We start from the raw sequence: 14,603 nt of genomic DNA on the forward strand, positions 1-14,603 counted from the left end.
AAGTCAAGGGAAATGGCTAACGACAGATAATGAGTGGCTCTTGTAAAAAAGCAATATGCAGATCTTGAGATTTTTGATTATAGTATTTGCCATAGCTTATAGCTAAGTCCAAACATTTTTGGGGTGAATAATTTTTTAAATCAATGCCCCAAATGCCCAGCAAATTTATCCGTATATTTTTTCTTTTTAGTATATTTTTTAATAATGGAGGTAAATAGTTAGTTAGATCCGGATCAAGTTGAGCTAAATAATTCAAAACTTTTTGATTGTCAGTAGCAAGGAAAAATGTTTCAAATTTATGTAATAGTTTTAAACACCGCAAAGCTCTTTGTCCCCCTTCCCCTAATCCTTCCGAGAGATGATGTTGTTGCCGTAGTTGCTCGATTTTATTAATTAGTGGGGGTAAATTTTGTTCAGTAAGATAAATATTAAGCAATGCTTGAATCGATTGTCCTTCCTCGGTATAGTCATTGGCATAATTAGCCAAAGTAGCCTGTAGAAATTCCTTAGCATGGGTCTCATCCATGGATAGACCCCTCAGTTCTTGGATAATCAGGATTAAGTTGTTGATCATTACTAAAAAATCATCGATTTCACTGGTGAGTTGTAGATGGTGAGTCCAGGCAGTCAAGACTTCACGGCGATAATTTTTTACAATCCCCATGGCACTGTCTAAGCTTTGGCAGGTATTTAATTCTTTTTCGAGCAAATTAATTCTTCTACTAACTAGTTTTTGCAATACATCTAATTGCTTTTTGGTTCCTTGATTACCAATACCACCATGGTTTTGTTCTTCTCGACAGGGATTAAATAATAGGGCGACCCTCTGGCGGGGGGTATCTGCTAAGAGGCAATTATCTTCGTCGTCCCACTCGCATAAATATTGCAATGCCCTTGCTCCAGCTAATATATCAGTGCCTTTTTTTTTGTCTGTGTCCACCACCAAGATATGAATTTTTTCTGGTAAATTGACTGTGCGACTTTCCTTGGCGATCGCCGTTAGGGCTTGGCGATTTTTATCCTTTTGTCCAAACCAAAAGCCATTAATGGATTGATTTTGCAAAGAAACAATAGAAAAGCCGAGGGGATAGGTGCGGGCAATGTGGGGGGTCTGGGTTAAGAGGGACTGATTAAGACATTCTGCTAGGTAATCCAAAGTATGAACAAAGGCATTTTCTGTTTTTTTTCTGTTTGTGGGGGAATGGAGTAAAATTTTAGTACTATGGCTGCGACGGATAGCCTGGATGTTAGCTAATCCTACCACCAACATCTTATGTAAACCACCGCTCCCGCCCCTTATTTCGTAGGGGTGCAATTCCGTATCCCCCGCCACAATAGTGAGGTGATGTTGCCATAATTCCTGGGGCAAGGAAAGTTCGTATGTCTGAGTTGGAGTTAAGTTATCAAGAATTTCTACTGTGTTTTGTTTGTCTAAATTAATTTGATTACGATTAATTATATTGAGCTGATCTTTTATCAATAAATTTTCGTCCAGGTCAGACAAACTTTCATCACTAAATCCGGCGATCGCCTGGTGGATAGTATGTTCTAGCTGGGCAATAAAACTATTGATATTAGCAAAACTATGGGTGGAAATTTCCCCAAGATTTACTTGGTCTTGGACCTTAATTATAGCCTGAGGTTCCAATGGAGCTATTGTGGTTTGTTGACGAATAACAATCCCAGAAGAAACAATCGTTTTATATCGTTCCCTGCCTAAATATTGACTAATACTTTCCTCTGTCATAGGGGGATGAGTGCCCAAGCCAAATAATATTGTCAATTGCAAATTGCTGTGGCTTTTTTGAAGACAAAAAATTGCATCTAAGAGTAAATGAACTGCAATAGCTGTTCGGGTATTATCGGGTAAAACCAACAATAACTTCGCCGGGAGATAGCTATTTATTAAGCCTAATTTATCTAAAACTATTTGAAGATAATCAATGCAATTTGCCAAAACTTCAGCAGAACTAAAATCTGCATACAAATCTTTTTGAGCTTGTAAAAAATAAGCATTGGCTGGTAAATTCAAACTCAATTCTGGAAAGCTTTGCAAAGTAATCTGTTGTTGTTGTCCATCCCGTCTTTGCCCTGACCCCACTCTCCGGGGGGCGATTTGACAATAATCTGGCAGGGGGAGCATTGCCATGGAAAAATAAGAAATAATAGCGAAAGCGCCGAAGCAATTAAAGGCAAAATTGAAAAACTTTAATCTATCTGTCTATCTATCCAACACTGACTTGCTAATCATTGTCGGCAGAATCAAGGTTCATAACTAGACAACTAATATTTTTATCGCCCTTAACTTCATAAGTAAATTCATCCACACTTTGTAATGCTAAAAAAATTCCTAATCCGCCGATGGGCCGCTCTTCCGCCTCTAGACTAAGAATTGATTGATCAAACTGGCGATCGCGGGGATCATAGGCAATACCAGTATCCACCATGGTGACGGTCAATTTATTTTCATCTGCTTCCAATTCTATGCTAATTTGATTATGCCCTGGCGTTTGAGCATAGCCATAATTAATGATATTAGTAACCAATTCGTCCACCGCCAACCTTAACTTATAGGCTCTTTTTTTCGGTAATCCCACTGCTTGGGCCTGGCTTAAGATATGCTTGCCAATGCTATTTAAAGCATCTAAGTCAGCAGGAAAAGTTAAAATACTCATGGCATTAATTACGATAAACAGCAATCATGGTAATGTCATCAAACTGAATGGAATTATCAATATGACTAATTAATTCCTGCTTGATTACGGTTAAAATTTCTGTCCTTGCTGAGAAATTTTCCGTTAACATTGTCATTAGTCGTTGGCGACCAAAAAATTCTTTATTTGGGGATCTTGCATCGGTAACACCATCAGTATAGCCAATTAACATATCCCCAGTATCGATTGCCAAGCTATTGATGGTAAAAGTGGATTGGGGCATCATGCCCACCGCTGGACCTGTGGATTTTAATTTATGTTTAATGCCCTGAGAATTTAAAATAAAAACTGGCTCATGGCCGGCATTGATATAACTTAAGTTGCCGTTCTTAATATCAATGACCCCGAAAAATAAGGTAGCAAACATCACCATATCCCCATGTTCAGTGGCAATGTAATCATTGGTGAGTCGCACTGCATTTAAAAATTGAACAATAACTGTTTTTTTGCCGTCATCATCGTCATTATCACTAGCCCTACACTTATAGTTAGCATCCCGGATACAGGTATCCCCAGGCATAGTTGCCCCTGAAAATACCCTTAACAGGCTGCGAAATAGGCCCATAAACATGGCGGCGCCTACCCCTTTATCACAGACATCACCAATGACGATCGCCAAATAATCATCCCCCAATAGAAAAGCATCATAAAAATCACCAGAAACAGACCGCGCTGGCTCAAAAACTGCATTTATCTCCCACTGGGGTAGATTAGGTAAACTAATAGGTAGAAAGTTTTGTTGAATTTGTCGGCCTTTTTCTAGCTCTAGACGATTCATCCCATCCTTAATTTCCTGGGCAATCAAGGTTTTGATTTGATTTCTCATGTGGATGAAACTATTGCCCAAAATACCAATTTCATCCTCACCTCGTACTGTGATGGGATAGTCCAAATTTCCCTCAGCCATGGCCCGGGAAGCGCTGGTTAATTGCAAAATAGGAATAGTACTGTGATGAATAACCATCCAAGAAGAAACGGCAACAATAATACCAATCACCACCACTAATAGGTAACCAACTCGATTGATGTCGAAAATAGCCCCTTCAATACTGGCCTCTGAATCCTCTAAAATAATGCCCCAAGTTTTAGATCCCCGTAAATGGATGGGGGAAAGGTAGGCAAACTGACCTTCGCTGTAAATGATGCCATCGCGGTTATTGAGAAGCTGGTTAACGAGGGGAGAGTCCTGTTTATTTTCTAGATTAGTATATTTTTTAATACTTGTGTCCGCATAAATATAGCCCTGGTAATTAACTAATAAAATTCTGTCCAGCTCTGCATCTTTGGCTATGTTCTGCACTAATTCAGCAATAACTGGGAGAGGTAAACATTCAACAATAATGCCAATCTGGACCTTGGAACCGGGGCTAAGAATCGGCATAATCAGACAATCCTTGCTCTCATTGTAATCTTTGCCGGGAAACAATCGGTTTAAATGTCTATGTGCCTGTGCTACTTCCTCTGACCAACGCTTGAGAGGTAAAGGCTTGGTGGAATGATAGCCATCACTGCTGGCAACTATTTTTCCCTCCCGGTTAACTACGAGAAAGAAGCCCCGCCATTGGTGAAACTTAATAAATTCATTTAAAAAAAAACGAGCTTGCTCAGCTTGAAAATTGACTATTTCGGGTTGGGAGGCGACAAAGGCAGTATTTTCTTGGCGCTCTTCATCTAATCGGCGTATCATCTGAGCGGTCAGCTTGGCATGGCCTTCCAAATCTTTTCTGGCAATCTTTTTTAACTGTCTTTCTGTGTATAAATCCAGCAAAAAAATCCCTCCCAAAGTAGAGGGAATGAGGCAGAGTAGGAGGAGCCCAACAATGCGAAACCGAATTGATTTCATGAAAGATTGAATCAGTTTCATGGGGATGATTTACCGAGGATGGTTCGAGTTCCTGCTAACGCGATCTCCGCTCTATTTTGACGATGTTTACTCCTCCTGGGGAAACGAGACCTAGCTAAGTTGAATTAGGCTGAATGGGTTTCGGTTTTTAGGCCGTAAAGTCGTAACTATCCACCATGTGAAAACTTTGGTGTAATCCAGTTTGCTCGATGGTGTCGTTTACCATTTCCTGGGTTCCCACCAAGAAAATTTCCACCCCCGTTCCCATCTTTTGTTTGGCAAACACTAAAACCCTGAGCCCCGCACTGGACATGTATTCCAATTGATCCATAAATAAAACCAATTTGGTCGCGTTAGCCTCGGCGGCGGCTTCGATTTTTTCCTTGAACAATGGAGCAGTACCCCCATCCAACTCGCCAATCAGGGTTAATTTTGCTTGACCATTAATGGTCTCCAATTCAATGCTAAAAGCCATGGTTTAAAGGGATAATTGAACAGAATTAGGTTTACTTTAGCCGGTTATTTAGCGATTAGGATAACCACACTTCGATCGCCAATGAGCAAGGACGACTGGGATTCGAGGGGGGGTTCCTGGCCGGGGGCATGTATATCTTCCGGGGGCTGGGCTCCTGTGTTGGCAAAAACGTGCCAAGCTGTGCCCACTGGAGGAGCTGGCAGTTCAAACCAGAGACTCTCGTAGTGCATATTCATAGCCACATAGATTTGGTTATCTTTAACTCGGCCACCTTTAGCGTGTTGACCACAAAGCATAAAAGCTAGAACCCGGCCATCGGAGGACCAATCGGCATGCCAAGCCTTGACCCCATGCCAACTAATATCGGGAAATCCCACACCAAGGTAATCGCAGTTTTGGAAATGTTCACTATTGCGCAACACGGGATGGGCTAAGCGGAAAGCAATGCAGTGTTTGACAAACCGAAACCAATCCTGGTTTTGTTCGACTAAATGCCAATTGAGCCAATTCAAAGGGGAATCATGGCAATAGGTATTATTATTGCCCCCCTGGGTTTTGCCCATCTCATCCCCCATCAACAGCATGGGCACCCCCTGGCTCACCAACAAAATGGCGATTGCATTCCGCATTTGCCGAGCCCGGAGTTTAAGGATATCGGGGTTATCGGTAGCACCTTCCACCCCACAGTTCCAGCTGTAGTTGTCATTGGCTCCATCATTGCCATTTTCCCCATTGGCATAGTTATGTTTGCCGTTATAGGCTACTAAATCTGCCAGGGTGAAGCCGTCGTGGGCGGTCACAAAATTGATTGAAGTGGAGGGCGGTCGCCCGGCTCCCCGGTAAAGGTCTGGGGAACCCTGTAGCCGTTGGGCCATTTCCCCAATCACTCCCGCATCCCCTTTGATAAATTTTCGCACCGAATCTCGGTATTTTCCATTCCACTCCGCCCAGCGGCCATAACTGGGAAAAGACCCGACTTGGTATAAGCCACCTGCATCCCAGGCTTCAGCAATCAATTTAGACCGGGCCAAAATAGGGTCAAAGGCGAGGGTTTCCAATAGAGGTGGATTGGCCAAAGGATAGCCCCAGGGATCCCGACCCAAAATGGAGGCCAAATCAAAGCGAAAACCATCAATGTGAAATTCCGCTGTCCAGTAGCGCAGACAGTCCAGCACCATGCCCCGCACAATGGGGTTATTGCAATTGAGGGTATTGCCGGTGCCACTAAAGTTGAAATAGTAACCCTCCGGGGTAAGCATGTAATAGGTTTTGTTATCCAATCCCCGAAAGGAAATGGTGGGACCCCTTTCATTGCCCTCTGCCGTATGGTTGAACACCACGTCCAAAATGACGGAAATGCCTACTTTATGCAGTTCCTTGACTAGGTTTTTCAACTCATCAATCTGCATGCCAAATTTGCCAGTGGCCGCGTAACCTGCTTTGGGAGCAAAAAAATTAACGGTGCTATAGCCCCAGTAGTTAACTAAAAATTCCCCCGTTTCTGGATGGTAACGGCTATGTTCAAATTCATCAAACTCAAACACCGGCATCAATTCAACGGTATTAATGCCCAATTCCTGTAGATAGGGAATTTTGGCCAGAATGCCGGCAAAGGTCCCCCGGTGATTTTCCTTTACCCCAGAGGAAGGGTCTTTGGTGAAACCCCGCACATGCATTTCATAAATGACCATGTCTTCGAGGGGAACATCCAAGGGGGAGTCGTTTTCCCAATCAAAATCGTCAAAGCTGAGGCGTCCCCGATGTTGGTAGATATCGTCCCAATTAGGTTGGGTCCCCCAAACATCCCGGCCACTGACAACTTTGGCGTAGGGATCAAGAAGTACTTTACTGGGGTCGAACCAATGGCCCTGCTGGAAGTTATTGGGCCCTTCCATGCGATAGCCGTATTCCAGATTTTCGAAATCCAGGTCAAACACCACCATGCAATAGACATTACCAATGCGGAAGGATTCTGGAAAAGGAATCTCCACAAAAGGCTGGGGAGCCCGCTTCTCGAATAGTACTAGGGTGCAAGCGGTGCTATGGCTAGAGTAAATAGAAAAGTTGACCCCCCCTGGCACAATGGTGGCTCCGAAAGGAAAGGGCTGGCCGCAGCGGAGCTGATAACCGTTGCTGGTGTGGGTTGGATGGACATCAATGCGTTCCATAGTGGCCTAAGAAAATGCGTTTTTGCCTTCGGCAAGGGTGGGACAAATCGAAAAAAAGTCGAGAAAACCAGTCACAGCCATGGTGTCCAGCAGTTCTTCCGACAGACCGACTAAAACGAGCTGGGCCGAGTTGCCTTTGGTCTGGCGATAGAGGTATAGCAAAAGCCGGAGCCCAGCACTGGACATGTAGGGCACTGCGGTCATGTCTAAAAGTATTTTTGCTCCTGGTTCCGCTAGGGGCAGAATCACTTCATGGATTTTCGGGGCCGTGTTGGCGTCCACTTCCCCGCTAAGGGTGACAACGGTAATGTCTTCCTGTTGATTAATTTGAATATCCATGGGGCTTAGGCAGTGGGGACTAAACGAACTTTGATTTTGACCCGTTCTTGGCTGTCGGGTAAGGTCACAGTTAAGCCCTGGGCATCGAAATTTTCATAGGGTTTGCCGTCAATTTCCACACTGGCGATCGCCACACTGCCGGGGGGAAGAATATCGGGGGATACCCTTAGAATGCCGTCGGCGAAACCATTGGGTAAGGGCTTAAAGTAAAAATCCATGGGGTGCTTGGTGATCAAAAAGTTGGTATACACCGCCGCCAAATAACAAAGCTCGAAGGAATGGTAACCGCTCATGGAATGGCTACCTTTAGCCCGCTCATTGCCCCCTGCCAGGTAAGGAATGCCGTTGGCGAGTACATTGAAATAAATACCCCCATCTTCCAAATCCAGGAACCAGGCATTGTAAAAGGCCGCTGCTTCCCGACCGTGGCGATGGTATTCCCCGTCAGTCAAAATGCCACCCATGATCAGGTACGCCAGAATGGCTTGTTCCTGTTGCCACCAGGCTTTGCGGTCATGCCAAACAAATTGATGGCAACCACTATGGTTATTAAGTAACCGTTCCACCACATCGTACCAACCACCCCGCTGTTGGTCACTGCCCACCGCCGGCATCAAGTCGGCAATTTTTTTGGCCAGCTCCACATACTTGTCCTTGGGCTTGAGGCTATTCATCCGCATCAAATTCCAGGCAATTTTGAGATTATGGCCCACCACTGCCCGATTTTGTTGCCAGCCCCAGGTGGTGTCGTGGCTCCAGTCTTCCTAAAAACGCTCTTGGACAAAGGGACTATGGTCGTAGTCAGGGAAATATTTCTCAATGGTGTCGAAGGTATACTCCAACATATCGGCGTATTTTTCTTCCCCGGTGGCAAGCCAAAGATTAATCAAATAGGCCGGAGCATGATCCCCGACGGAGTTCCAGTTTTTCCGGGCCCGATTTGCCCCGAGGGATTCACTGCGGGGATCCAACATCAACGGATCTAGATGGGAAAAATAGCCGCCATATTCGCTTTTGTCCAGAAAGAATTTGTCGAATAGCTTAATAGTTTGTTCTGCGTCATGGAGAATACGGCGATCGCCGGTGCAACGGTAGGTTTGGATCGGCCCCGCCAGAGCATAAATCTGTTCGTAGGCGGGAATGGCATCATAGTCATCGCCAAATTCCGAAGCAAAGATTTTTTGTTCCTTTTCCCCCTGCACATCGATGGCGTGGTACCAGTAGACAATATCTTCGTCCTTATCAACAAAGCGCATATGCTCCCGCAGGTATTCCGTGCCCTTTTCCGCCGCTTCCAGAAACTGATCCTCTCCGGTCATCATAAACGCGGTGGCAAAGCCATAAACCAACCGGGAAATGGTGTCGGTTTCCTGGCGAAAATTCACAGCAGACCGTTGACCACTGACGGAAAGGTCAGTCCGATAATGGCGATAATCGATGGCATCCTCACCAAACTGGGCCTTCACATAAAATTTGCCCAGGGCGTAAACCTGTTTAATCCACCAATCCTGCTTTTCAAAAACATATTCCTCAATTTTTTTGCCGGCGAAAACCACTTGTTTGCCGTCAAAAATATCGCTGTCCGGATAAAAAACACCGTAAACAAATAGAAATCTGCCAGGGGTTAACCAGCTGCCCATGGTGGCGGTGGCATCGATATAGGCTTCATCAAAGTTTTGGATCACCTTGGCATAGGCCATGGGGCTGAGCTTGACCTGAAACTCCTGACCAGCGGAGGTTTTGAGACCAAAAGTGCCTCCTTGTTGGTCGTAACTTGTCACATAACCCGCAATCAGATCAGAAAAAGGAAAGTTAATTTTAGGACTCATATTGTTGATGCCACGGGAAGGCGGGAAATATTTTTTAAGCTTCAATTTGCTCGATAAAGGTCTTGACAAATTGTTCAATCATGCCGGGATGTTTGCCGGTAATTAGATCGCCGTCAATTACCAACTCGGCGGTCTGATCCCCTTCATAGACCACATCAGCCCCGGCATTTTCCACGTCACAAATAATGTTGTGGGCACAGGTTACTTTTTTGCCCTTAAGCAAATCTGGGTCGGCACAGAATAACCACAAACTATGGCAAATAGTTCCTAGTTTGAGACCTTTGGTTGCCACTGCTTGACGCAGAAAAACCACCGCTGGTGCCTGATTTTTTTCACCTTTTTTGACAGTGGCTTGGTACCTTAGGCGGTCCATAGCATAGGCTCCAATGGCAATGATACCTTTATAATCCACGGGATCTATGTCATTAACTTCCGTAGTGACAGTAACGTGGTATTCCACCTGATCATTTTCAGGGTTAGAACCAAATTTTAGTTCCGGTTGCCCCCACAGATGGCTAATATATTCCACTTCATAACCCTGGGCAGGAAAATATTCATTAAACCAGCGATATTCAGTGCCATCAAAATGTTCTTCAATTAAGACACCAATTTTGCCTTTCACGGTAGTCATAGTTACCTGTTTTCTCCCTTAAAGTGAGGGTAATTAGTTTTCTTAAGCAGATGGCTCAAAGATTTCTTTTAAGGCGGCAAAAGCTCCGGCAGCTTTATTAAATCCACCATAAACGCACATAAAGGAGAGCACTTCTTCGATTTCTTCCTTAGTAGCTCCCTGTTTCCGGGCCATATCCACATGGGCTTGGAAAGGGCCGTTTAGGGTTTGGTTGGCCACATCCACCGCAATGACAATTAGGGCTTTAGTTTTTTGATCAATCAACGGTAAGCCCCAGGCTTCTCCGGCTACCCTGGTGCAAAAATCACCAAATTGGGGATTAATCCCGCTCAAGCCTGCCTGGAGGTCTTTATCATCGAGCACAGCATTTTTAAACTCACTCATGGGGCTAGCTCCTAGGTGGTAATCAGTTTTAGTAAGCTATCGGGAGCAAACACGTCCCGATAAAAAGTGAGTTGTTCTGTTTTTAAGTAACAGCCCCCCCGGTGACCCCGGCGCACCCAGGTGACATTCCCTTTGGCAATGGTTTCGTGGGTTTCATCGTCCACACATTTCCATTCAAAAAAGGTGTGTTCGCCGTAGAACATAACAATGGGCCAGACCATGGTTACCCCCGGTTGAGCAATGAGGGCCCACCAATGTTTTTCCCTTTCCTGCTGTTGTTCCAAACCCGAATAGGGGCCATCTTGGCAAAAGTAGACTAGATCGTCCCGGTACTCCCCGGTCAGAATGTCCCCCCGTCCCTGTCGTAGGGCCTCACAATGGGTAGGCCACCAATCCTTATTTTCCTGTTCAATGGTTTCTAGGGTATAGTCAGCGTCAATGGCTGGTAAGGTAGCTTCTTTTTGGGCAACATAGGCAATGCCCTCGGCGATTAGTGTTTCTTTGAGGGCGTCAGGGACAAGACCGGGCTGGGAATAGTCCGCTTTCAAACCTAAGTAGTAATTTTTTCTTGATGACATAGATGGTTTGCCAAGATAACTAAAAGTAACCAGTTTAATTTAAGTAAAGCGGGGTTAAGTCCCTATGGGCGAGGGGCTTGAAAAAATTTCACCCATTCAGAACTGGGATACTCCACACCCCTAAGGGAGAATTCAAGGAGAACTAATTGGTGCAAAGCATAGCACAATCTTTTAACCAAACCACCACTGTAACAAAATGTTACTGAAGGCGAATTAGCCTGGCTTTTTCGACCATTATGTCTTCGCATTGGTCAATAATTCTTGACATTTAAATTGTCCTTTGGCGATCGCCAAAATTTATCTATGTAAATATTTGTAAATGTATCAAACAGAATTCTAGCAAGGTTTCTATAATGCGTGGTGACTGGCAAAATTTCGTGAGTAAGTTGTCTCTATTTCCTTAGGGAGCTCAGTCAGAATATTGCCTTATATACCCTGTTGATTTATCGGTACATTTGACCATGGAAGTTAATTTTTTCTTATCTGGCAACAGGACTTCCTGGCTAAAAAGAGGGTTTGCCCTGATCTTTACCCTTCTTGTCCTTGCTAGCGTTTTTTTGTTTCCATCCTCCAGCTGGGCTGATGCCACAAAAGCAGTTGACGATCCAATTGTGGTGGCAGGCAACATCAAAGTAAGGCCAGATAAAAGAGAAGAATTTATTGCCCTATCTCAAACATTTATTGAGCCTTCTCGGTCAGAGCCCGGCTGTATTTCCTACAGTTTTTACGAGGATGAAACAGAAGCTAACACCTTTCTATTTTTTGAAGTGTGGCGCAATCGATTAGCTCTAGACGAACATTTTCAGACCCCATACTTCCATGAATTTGTTGAAAAATCCCCGGATTTATTGGCCAAGCCAGCGGAAATTACAATTTATAAAATAGCTGAAACTCAAACTCTATAAATTTTGATCAAGTTCCGATTGAAGTTATGAAAATTTTGCGTTTACCTTCATTATTTTTTCAGTTATTTCTAGTTCTTGTAATCGCTTTAGGTGGTTTGACCATAGGCGTTCCCGGGGCTCTGGCGATCGCCACATTGGATAATTTTCCTACCCCCAACATAGATAAAACGGAAAAGATTCTGGGACCGGCGGGGGAGATTTTTGAATTTTCCACCTGTAATGCCGATGGCATTGGCTTTACCATTGCGGAAGCCCAGATTCCTCCGGGGGCAGGGCCATTACCCCACATCCATCACTACACCAATGAGTGGTTTTGGACTCCGAAAGGGGGATTACAATTATTTCAAAGTGTAAAGGAATATCCCGACTTGGAGAATCCCGCCACCGATGAACAGGCCGGAAATGCCACTGTATACACCGTTAACACTGAACCCAACCAGATTGTTTATGGGCCCAAATATCGGATCCATGGGTTTGCTAACACCACGATGGAAACCCGTCCTTTGACCTTTATTTGGTTGGAAGATCCCATTTCGCCTGCATACGAATTGCATGACGGTGGCATCCGCGAGTATTTCCAAGATGTGGGTATCCCCATTAAAGACTTAAAACATTTGCCCGCTATCACTGATCAATCCAAGATAGAATTTGTTAGCCAAGCTCCTCTCTATGGTATCAACCAAAGCTACTACTTTTTTCAGTATGTGGATGGGGTTAGCGGCAAATTACCAACGCCCCTGCTCAATCTGAACAACGATAAAAAGTTAAATCGCATCATCGAGACAATTAATGCCTATAATCAAGGCGATACTTCGATTCACTGCTTTTAACTTTGTTGCACAACTTTCTAGGGAAAATTTATGAATAAAGAATTGGGATTTGCCATTCTCGGAGGATGGATTTTAGGAGTAATTTTTGGTTTTTTTAAATTACCGTTGCCAGTTCCTCCCTTTGAAGGTTTGGTGGCAGCAGGGGCCTGTCTTTTGGGGCAGGTTACCTACACCTTTATTAAGCAGAAATTTGGTTTTTAGTTTTCCGATCTAAACTTAGCTTGGGGCAATGATTATGTTATTAAAAGTTAAACTTTGGGGTATTGGCCTGGTTTTAACTCTAACTTTGGGAGCTATTCTTTTTCTGCAAAATTTTAGCGTAGCTGCAGAACTAGAGATTCATACTTTTGATGATATTCCTATGCCTAAATTGGCAGATCCTCTGCTGATTTATACCCCCGCCAATGAAATTTTTGACATTGCTTCCTGTAGTGCTAAGGACATTGGTTTTGCCATTGCCCACGCCCAAATCCCCCCCGGAGGCGGTCCCATGCCCCACATTCACTATTTCATTAACGAGTGGTTTTGGACTCCAGAAGGAGGCATCGAACTATTCCACAGCACTAGACAATATCCCAATATGGATGAGTTACCGGTGGTGGGGGGAGCCGGTCGAGGAGATCTGTACAGTATTCAAAGCGAGCCAAAGCAACTGATTTATTCCCCTAATCACTATATGCATGGTTTTGTTAATCCTACGGATAAAACATTACCCATTGTTTTTGTTTGGATGCGCAATGAAGTGGCACCGGATTTTCCTTACCACGACGGCGGTATGCGGGAATATTTCCAAGCAGTGGGTCCCCGCATTACTGACTTGAATAATTTACCGCAATTAACCAATGCCCAAAGGGCCGCTTTTGCAACCGAGGCTCCCAAGTACGGCATTAACCAAAGCTCCTATTTTATGGAATATGTCAACACCATTAGCAATAAATTACCTGCTAAAATTGCCAGGCTAAAAAATGATAAAGATCTGGAGCGAATGGTAGAAGTAATTGAAGCCTTTAATCGTGGTGATAAATCGGTAAGCTGCTCATGATTTCTGCCCCAAAAATTAAATTTGGAGTTCATACTTTCATCTGGAAAAAAGAATTTCTTGGTGACGAAGAATATGTTTTCCAAGATGCCAAAAAGTGGGGATTTAATGGGGTAGAAATTGCTACCCACTATTTTGACCAAATCGATCCCCTCCAACTTAAAAGCTATGGCCAAAAGTATGGTTTAGAACTAACTTTTTGCACCAGTTTACCCCAGGGCTTATCCCTAACCGCCGAGGACAAAACCTGCTGGCGGGATTCCATTGCTTATCTACAAAGGGCAATTAAATTCTGTCAGCAATGCGGCATTACCCAATTGTCTGGCCCGTTTCCCCATCCCGTGGGCTATCTCAGTGGAGAACCTCTCCAAAAACAGGAAAATATTCGCATGCAGGAAGCCTTTAGGTTGGTAGCGGAAACCCTGGTCAAAACTGATCTAAAACTGGCGATCGAACCCCTAAATCGTTTTCAAGGTTATGCCATCAACACGGTGGCTCAGGGTCTGGAATTACTCGACGCAGTGGATTGTCCCCAACTGGGTCTGTTACTGGATTTATTCCATATGAATATTGAAGAAAAGGATGTGCTTGAGGCTTTTCGACAGGCAAGAGGCAGTTGTTTTCATATCCATGCCTGCGCTAAAGATCGAGGGACCCCTGGCAGTGATTCCTTTGCCTGGAATGATTGGTTTCAAGTTTTGCAAGAAATTAATTATTCTGGTTGGGTGACCATCGAAAGTTTTAATTTTGAGGACAAAGAATTAGCTTCCGGCGCTCGTCTGTGGCGCCCTGTGGCTCCTAGTAACAAAGTTCTAGCTCAAGATGGACTGAAATTTTTGCGGCAAACCTATCAAACTAACTAAATTTA

16 protein-coding genes are annotated in these 14,603 nt (G+C 44.2%); 5 read left to right on the forward strand and 11 right to left on the reverse strand.

Annotated features, from left to right (window positions below; translation table 11 throughout):
* Window positions 1-16: 16 nt before the first annotated feature.
* From D082_RS04935 to D082_RS04980, 11 genes are all read right to left on the reverse strand, one after another.
* Entirely contained in the window at window positions 17-2,149 is a 2,133-nt protein-coding gene (locus D082_RS04935) for a hypothetical protein (RefSeq protein WP_028949188.1), read from the reverse strand.
* Between the two features lie 94 nt (window positions 2,150-2,243).
* Entirely contained in the window at window positions 2,244-2,675 is a 432-nt protein-coding gene (locus D082_RS04940; RefSeq protein ID WP_028949187.1) for an anti-sigma regulatory factor, read from the reverse strand.
* A 4-nt stretch (window positions 2,676-2,679) separates the two neighbouring features.
* Window positions 2,680-4,584: a SpoIIE family protein phosphatase gene (locus D082_RS04945; protein WP_028949186.1), complete on the reverse strand. Its 1,905-nt coding sequence runs from the start codon at window positions 4,582-4,584 to the stop codon at window positions 2,680-2,682.
* A gap of 121 nt (window positions 4,585-4,705) precedes the next feature.
* A complete protein-coding gene (locus D082_RS04950) occupies window positions 4,706-5,032 on the reverse strand; it encodes an anti-sigma factor antagonist (RefSeq protein WP_028949185.1) in 327 nt (108 codons plus the stop codon).
* 44 nt (window positions 5,033-5,076) lie between these two features.
* Window positions 5,077-7,200, reverse strand: a complete 2,124-nt coding sequence (glgX, locus tag D082_RS04955) for a glycogen debranching protein GlgX (protein WP_028949184.1) — start codon at window positions 7,198-7,200, stop codon at window positions 5,077-5,079.
* 6 nt (window positions 7,201-7,206) lie between these two features.
* Complete coding sequence (locus D082_RS04960) at window positions 7,207-7,539, reverse strand: anti-sigma factor antagonist (RefSeq protein WP_028949183.1); 333 nt, start codon at window positions 7,537-7,539, stop codon at window positions 7,207-7,209.
* A 5-nt stretch (window positions 7,540-7,544) separates the two neighbouring features.
* Entirely contained in the window at window positions 7,545-8,252 is a 708-nt protein-coding gene (locus D082_RS18970; protein WP_238546848.1) for a hypothetical protein, read from the reverse strand.
* Between the two features lie 51 nt (window positions 8,253-8,303).
* Window positions 8,304-9,368, reverse strand: a complete 1,065-nt coding sequence (locus D082_RS18975; RefSeq protein ID WP_238546849.1) for an AGE family epimerase/isomerase — start codon at window positions 9,366-9,368, stop codon at window positions 8,304-8,306.
* Window positions 9,369-9,402: 34 nt separating this feature from the next.
* A complete protein-coding gene (locus tag D082_RS04970) occupies window positions 9,403-9,999 on the reverse strand; it encodes a DJ-1/PfpI family protein (RefSeq protein WP_028949182.1) in 597 nt (198 codons plus the stop codon).
* Between the two features lie 42 nt (window positions 10,000-10,041).
* Window positions 10,042-10,383 carry a carboxymuconolactone decarboxylase family protein gene (locus D082_RS04975; protein WP_028949181.1) on the reverse strand — a complete coding sequence of 114 codons (342 nt, stop codon included), beginning with the start codon at window positions 10,381-10,383 and terminating at the stop codon, window positions 10,042-10,044.
* Between the two features lie 11 nt (window positions 10,384-10,394).
* Window positions 10,395-10,961 (reverse strand): hypothetical protein, encoded by a 567-nt coding sequence (locus tag D082_RS04980; protein WP_028949180.1) that lies wholly within the window; start codon window positions 10,959-10,961, stop codon window positions 10,395-10,397.
* Between the two features lie 461 nt (window positions 10,962-11,422).
* On the opposite strand from D082_RS04980, the gene D082_RS04985 reads away from it, so the two are divergent.
* From D082_RS04985 to D082_RS05000, 5 genes are read left to right on the forward strand one after another with little or no spacing between them, the layout of a single operon-like run.
* Window positions 11,423-11,866, forward strand: a complete 444-nt coding sequence (locus tag D082_RS04985; RefSeq protein WP_028949179.1) for a putative quinol monooxygenase — start codon at window positions 11,423-11,425, stop codon at window positions 11,864-11,866.
* A gap of 26 nt (window positions 11,867-11,892) precedes the next feature.
* Window positions 11,893-12,696 (forward strand): cupin domain-containing protein, encoded by an 804-nt coding sequence (locus D082_RS04990; RefSeq protein ID WP_028949178.1) that lies wholly within the window; start codon window positions 11,893-11,895, stop codon window positions 12,694-12,696.
* Between the two features lie 30 nt (window positions 12,697-12,726).
* Window positions 12,727-12,897 carry a hypothetical protein gene (locus tag D082_RS18735; RefSeq protein ID WP_193386679.1) on the forward strand — a complete coding sequence of 57 codons (171 nt, stop codon included), beginning with the start codon at window positions 12,727-12,729 and terminating at the stop codon, window positions 12,895-12,897.
* A 34-nt stretch (window positions 12,898-12,931) separates the two neighbouring features.
* Window positions 12,932-13,738 carry a cupin domain-containing protein gene (locus D082_RS04995; RefSeq protein ID WP_028949177.1) on the forward strand — a complete coding sequence of 269 codons (807 nt, stop codon included), beginning with the start codon at window positions 12,932-12,934 and terminating at the stop codon, window positions 13,736-13,738.
* The gene (locus D082_RS05000) at window positions 13,735-14,598 is read left to right on the forward strand and encodes a sugar phosphate isomerase/epimerase family protein (protein ID WP_028949176.1); all 864 of its coding nucleotides are present in this window, start codon (window positions 13,735-13,737) and stop codon (window positions 14,596-14,598) included. The genes D082_RS04995 and D082_RS05000 overlap by 4 nt, the downstream gene beginning before the upstream one ends.
* The last annotated feature ends 5 nt before the right edge of the window (window positions 14,599-14,603 follow it).

It is taken from the genome of Synechocystis sp. PCC 6714 (genome assembly GCF_000478825.2).
GTDB lineage: Bacteria > Cyanobacteriota > Cyanobacteriia > Cyanobacteriales > Microcystaceae > Synechocystis.

Coding starts and splice junctions, on each gene's coding strand:
- D082_RS04935 (WP_028949188.1), bottom strand. CDS start 2,149: ATGGCAATGCTCCCCCTGCCAGATTATTGTCAAATCGCCCCCCGGAGA.
- D082_RS04940 (WP_028949187.1), bottom strand. CDS start 2,675: ATGAGTATTTTAACTTTTCCTGCTGACTTAGATGCTTTAAATAGCATT.
- D082_RS04950 (WP_028949185.1), bottom strand. CDS start 5,032: ATGGCTTTTAGCATTGAATTGGAGACCATTAATGGTCAAGCAAAATTA.
- glgX (WP_028949184.1), bottom strand. CDS start 7,200: ATGGAACGCATTGATGTCCATCCAACCCACACCAGCAACGGTTATCAG.
- D082_RS04960 (WP_028949183.1), bottom strand. CDS start 7,539: ATGGATATTCAAATTAATCAACAGGAAGACATTACCGTTGTCACCCTT.
- D082_RS18975 (WP_238546849.1), bottom strand. CDS start 9,368: ATGAGTCCTAAAATTAACTTTCCTTTTTCTGATCTGATTGCGGGTTAT.
- D082_RS04970 (WP_028949182.1), bottom strand. CDS start 9,999: ATGACTACCGTGAAAGGCAAAATTGGTGTCTTAATTGAAGAACATTTT.
- D082_RS04975 (WP_028949181.1), bottom strand. CDS start 10,383: ATGAGTGAGTTTAAAAATGCTGTGCTCGATGATAAAGACCTCCAGGCA.
- D082_RS04980 (WP_028949180.1), bottom strand. CDS start 10,961: ATGTCATCAAGAAAAAATTACTACTTAGGTTTGAAAGCGGACTATTCC.
- D082_RS04985 (WP_028949179.1), top strand. CDS start 11,423: ATGGAAGTTAATTTTTTCTTATCTGGCAACAGGACTTCCTGGCTAAAA.
- D082_RS04990 (WP_028949178.1), top strand. CDS start 11,893: ATGAAAATTTTGCGTTTACCTTCATTATTTTTTCAGTTATTTCTAGTT.
- D082_RS18735 (WP_193386679.1), top strand. CDS start 12,727: ATGAATAAAGAATTGGGATTTGCCATTCTCGGAGGATGGATTTTAGGA.
- D082_RS04995 (WP_028949177.1), top strand. CDS start 12,932: ATGTTATTAAAAGTTAAACTTTGGGGTATTGGCCTGGTTTTAACTCTA.
- D082_RS05000 (WP_028949176.1), top strand. CDS start 13,735: ATGATTTCTGCCCCAAAAATTAAATTTGGAGTTCATACTTTCATCTGG.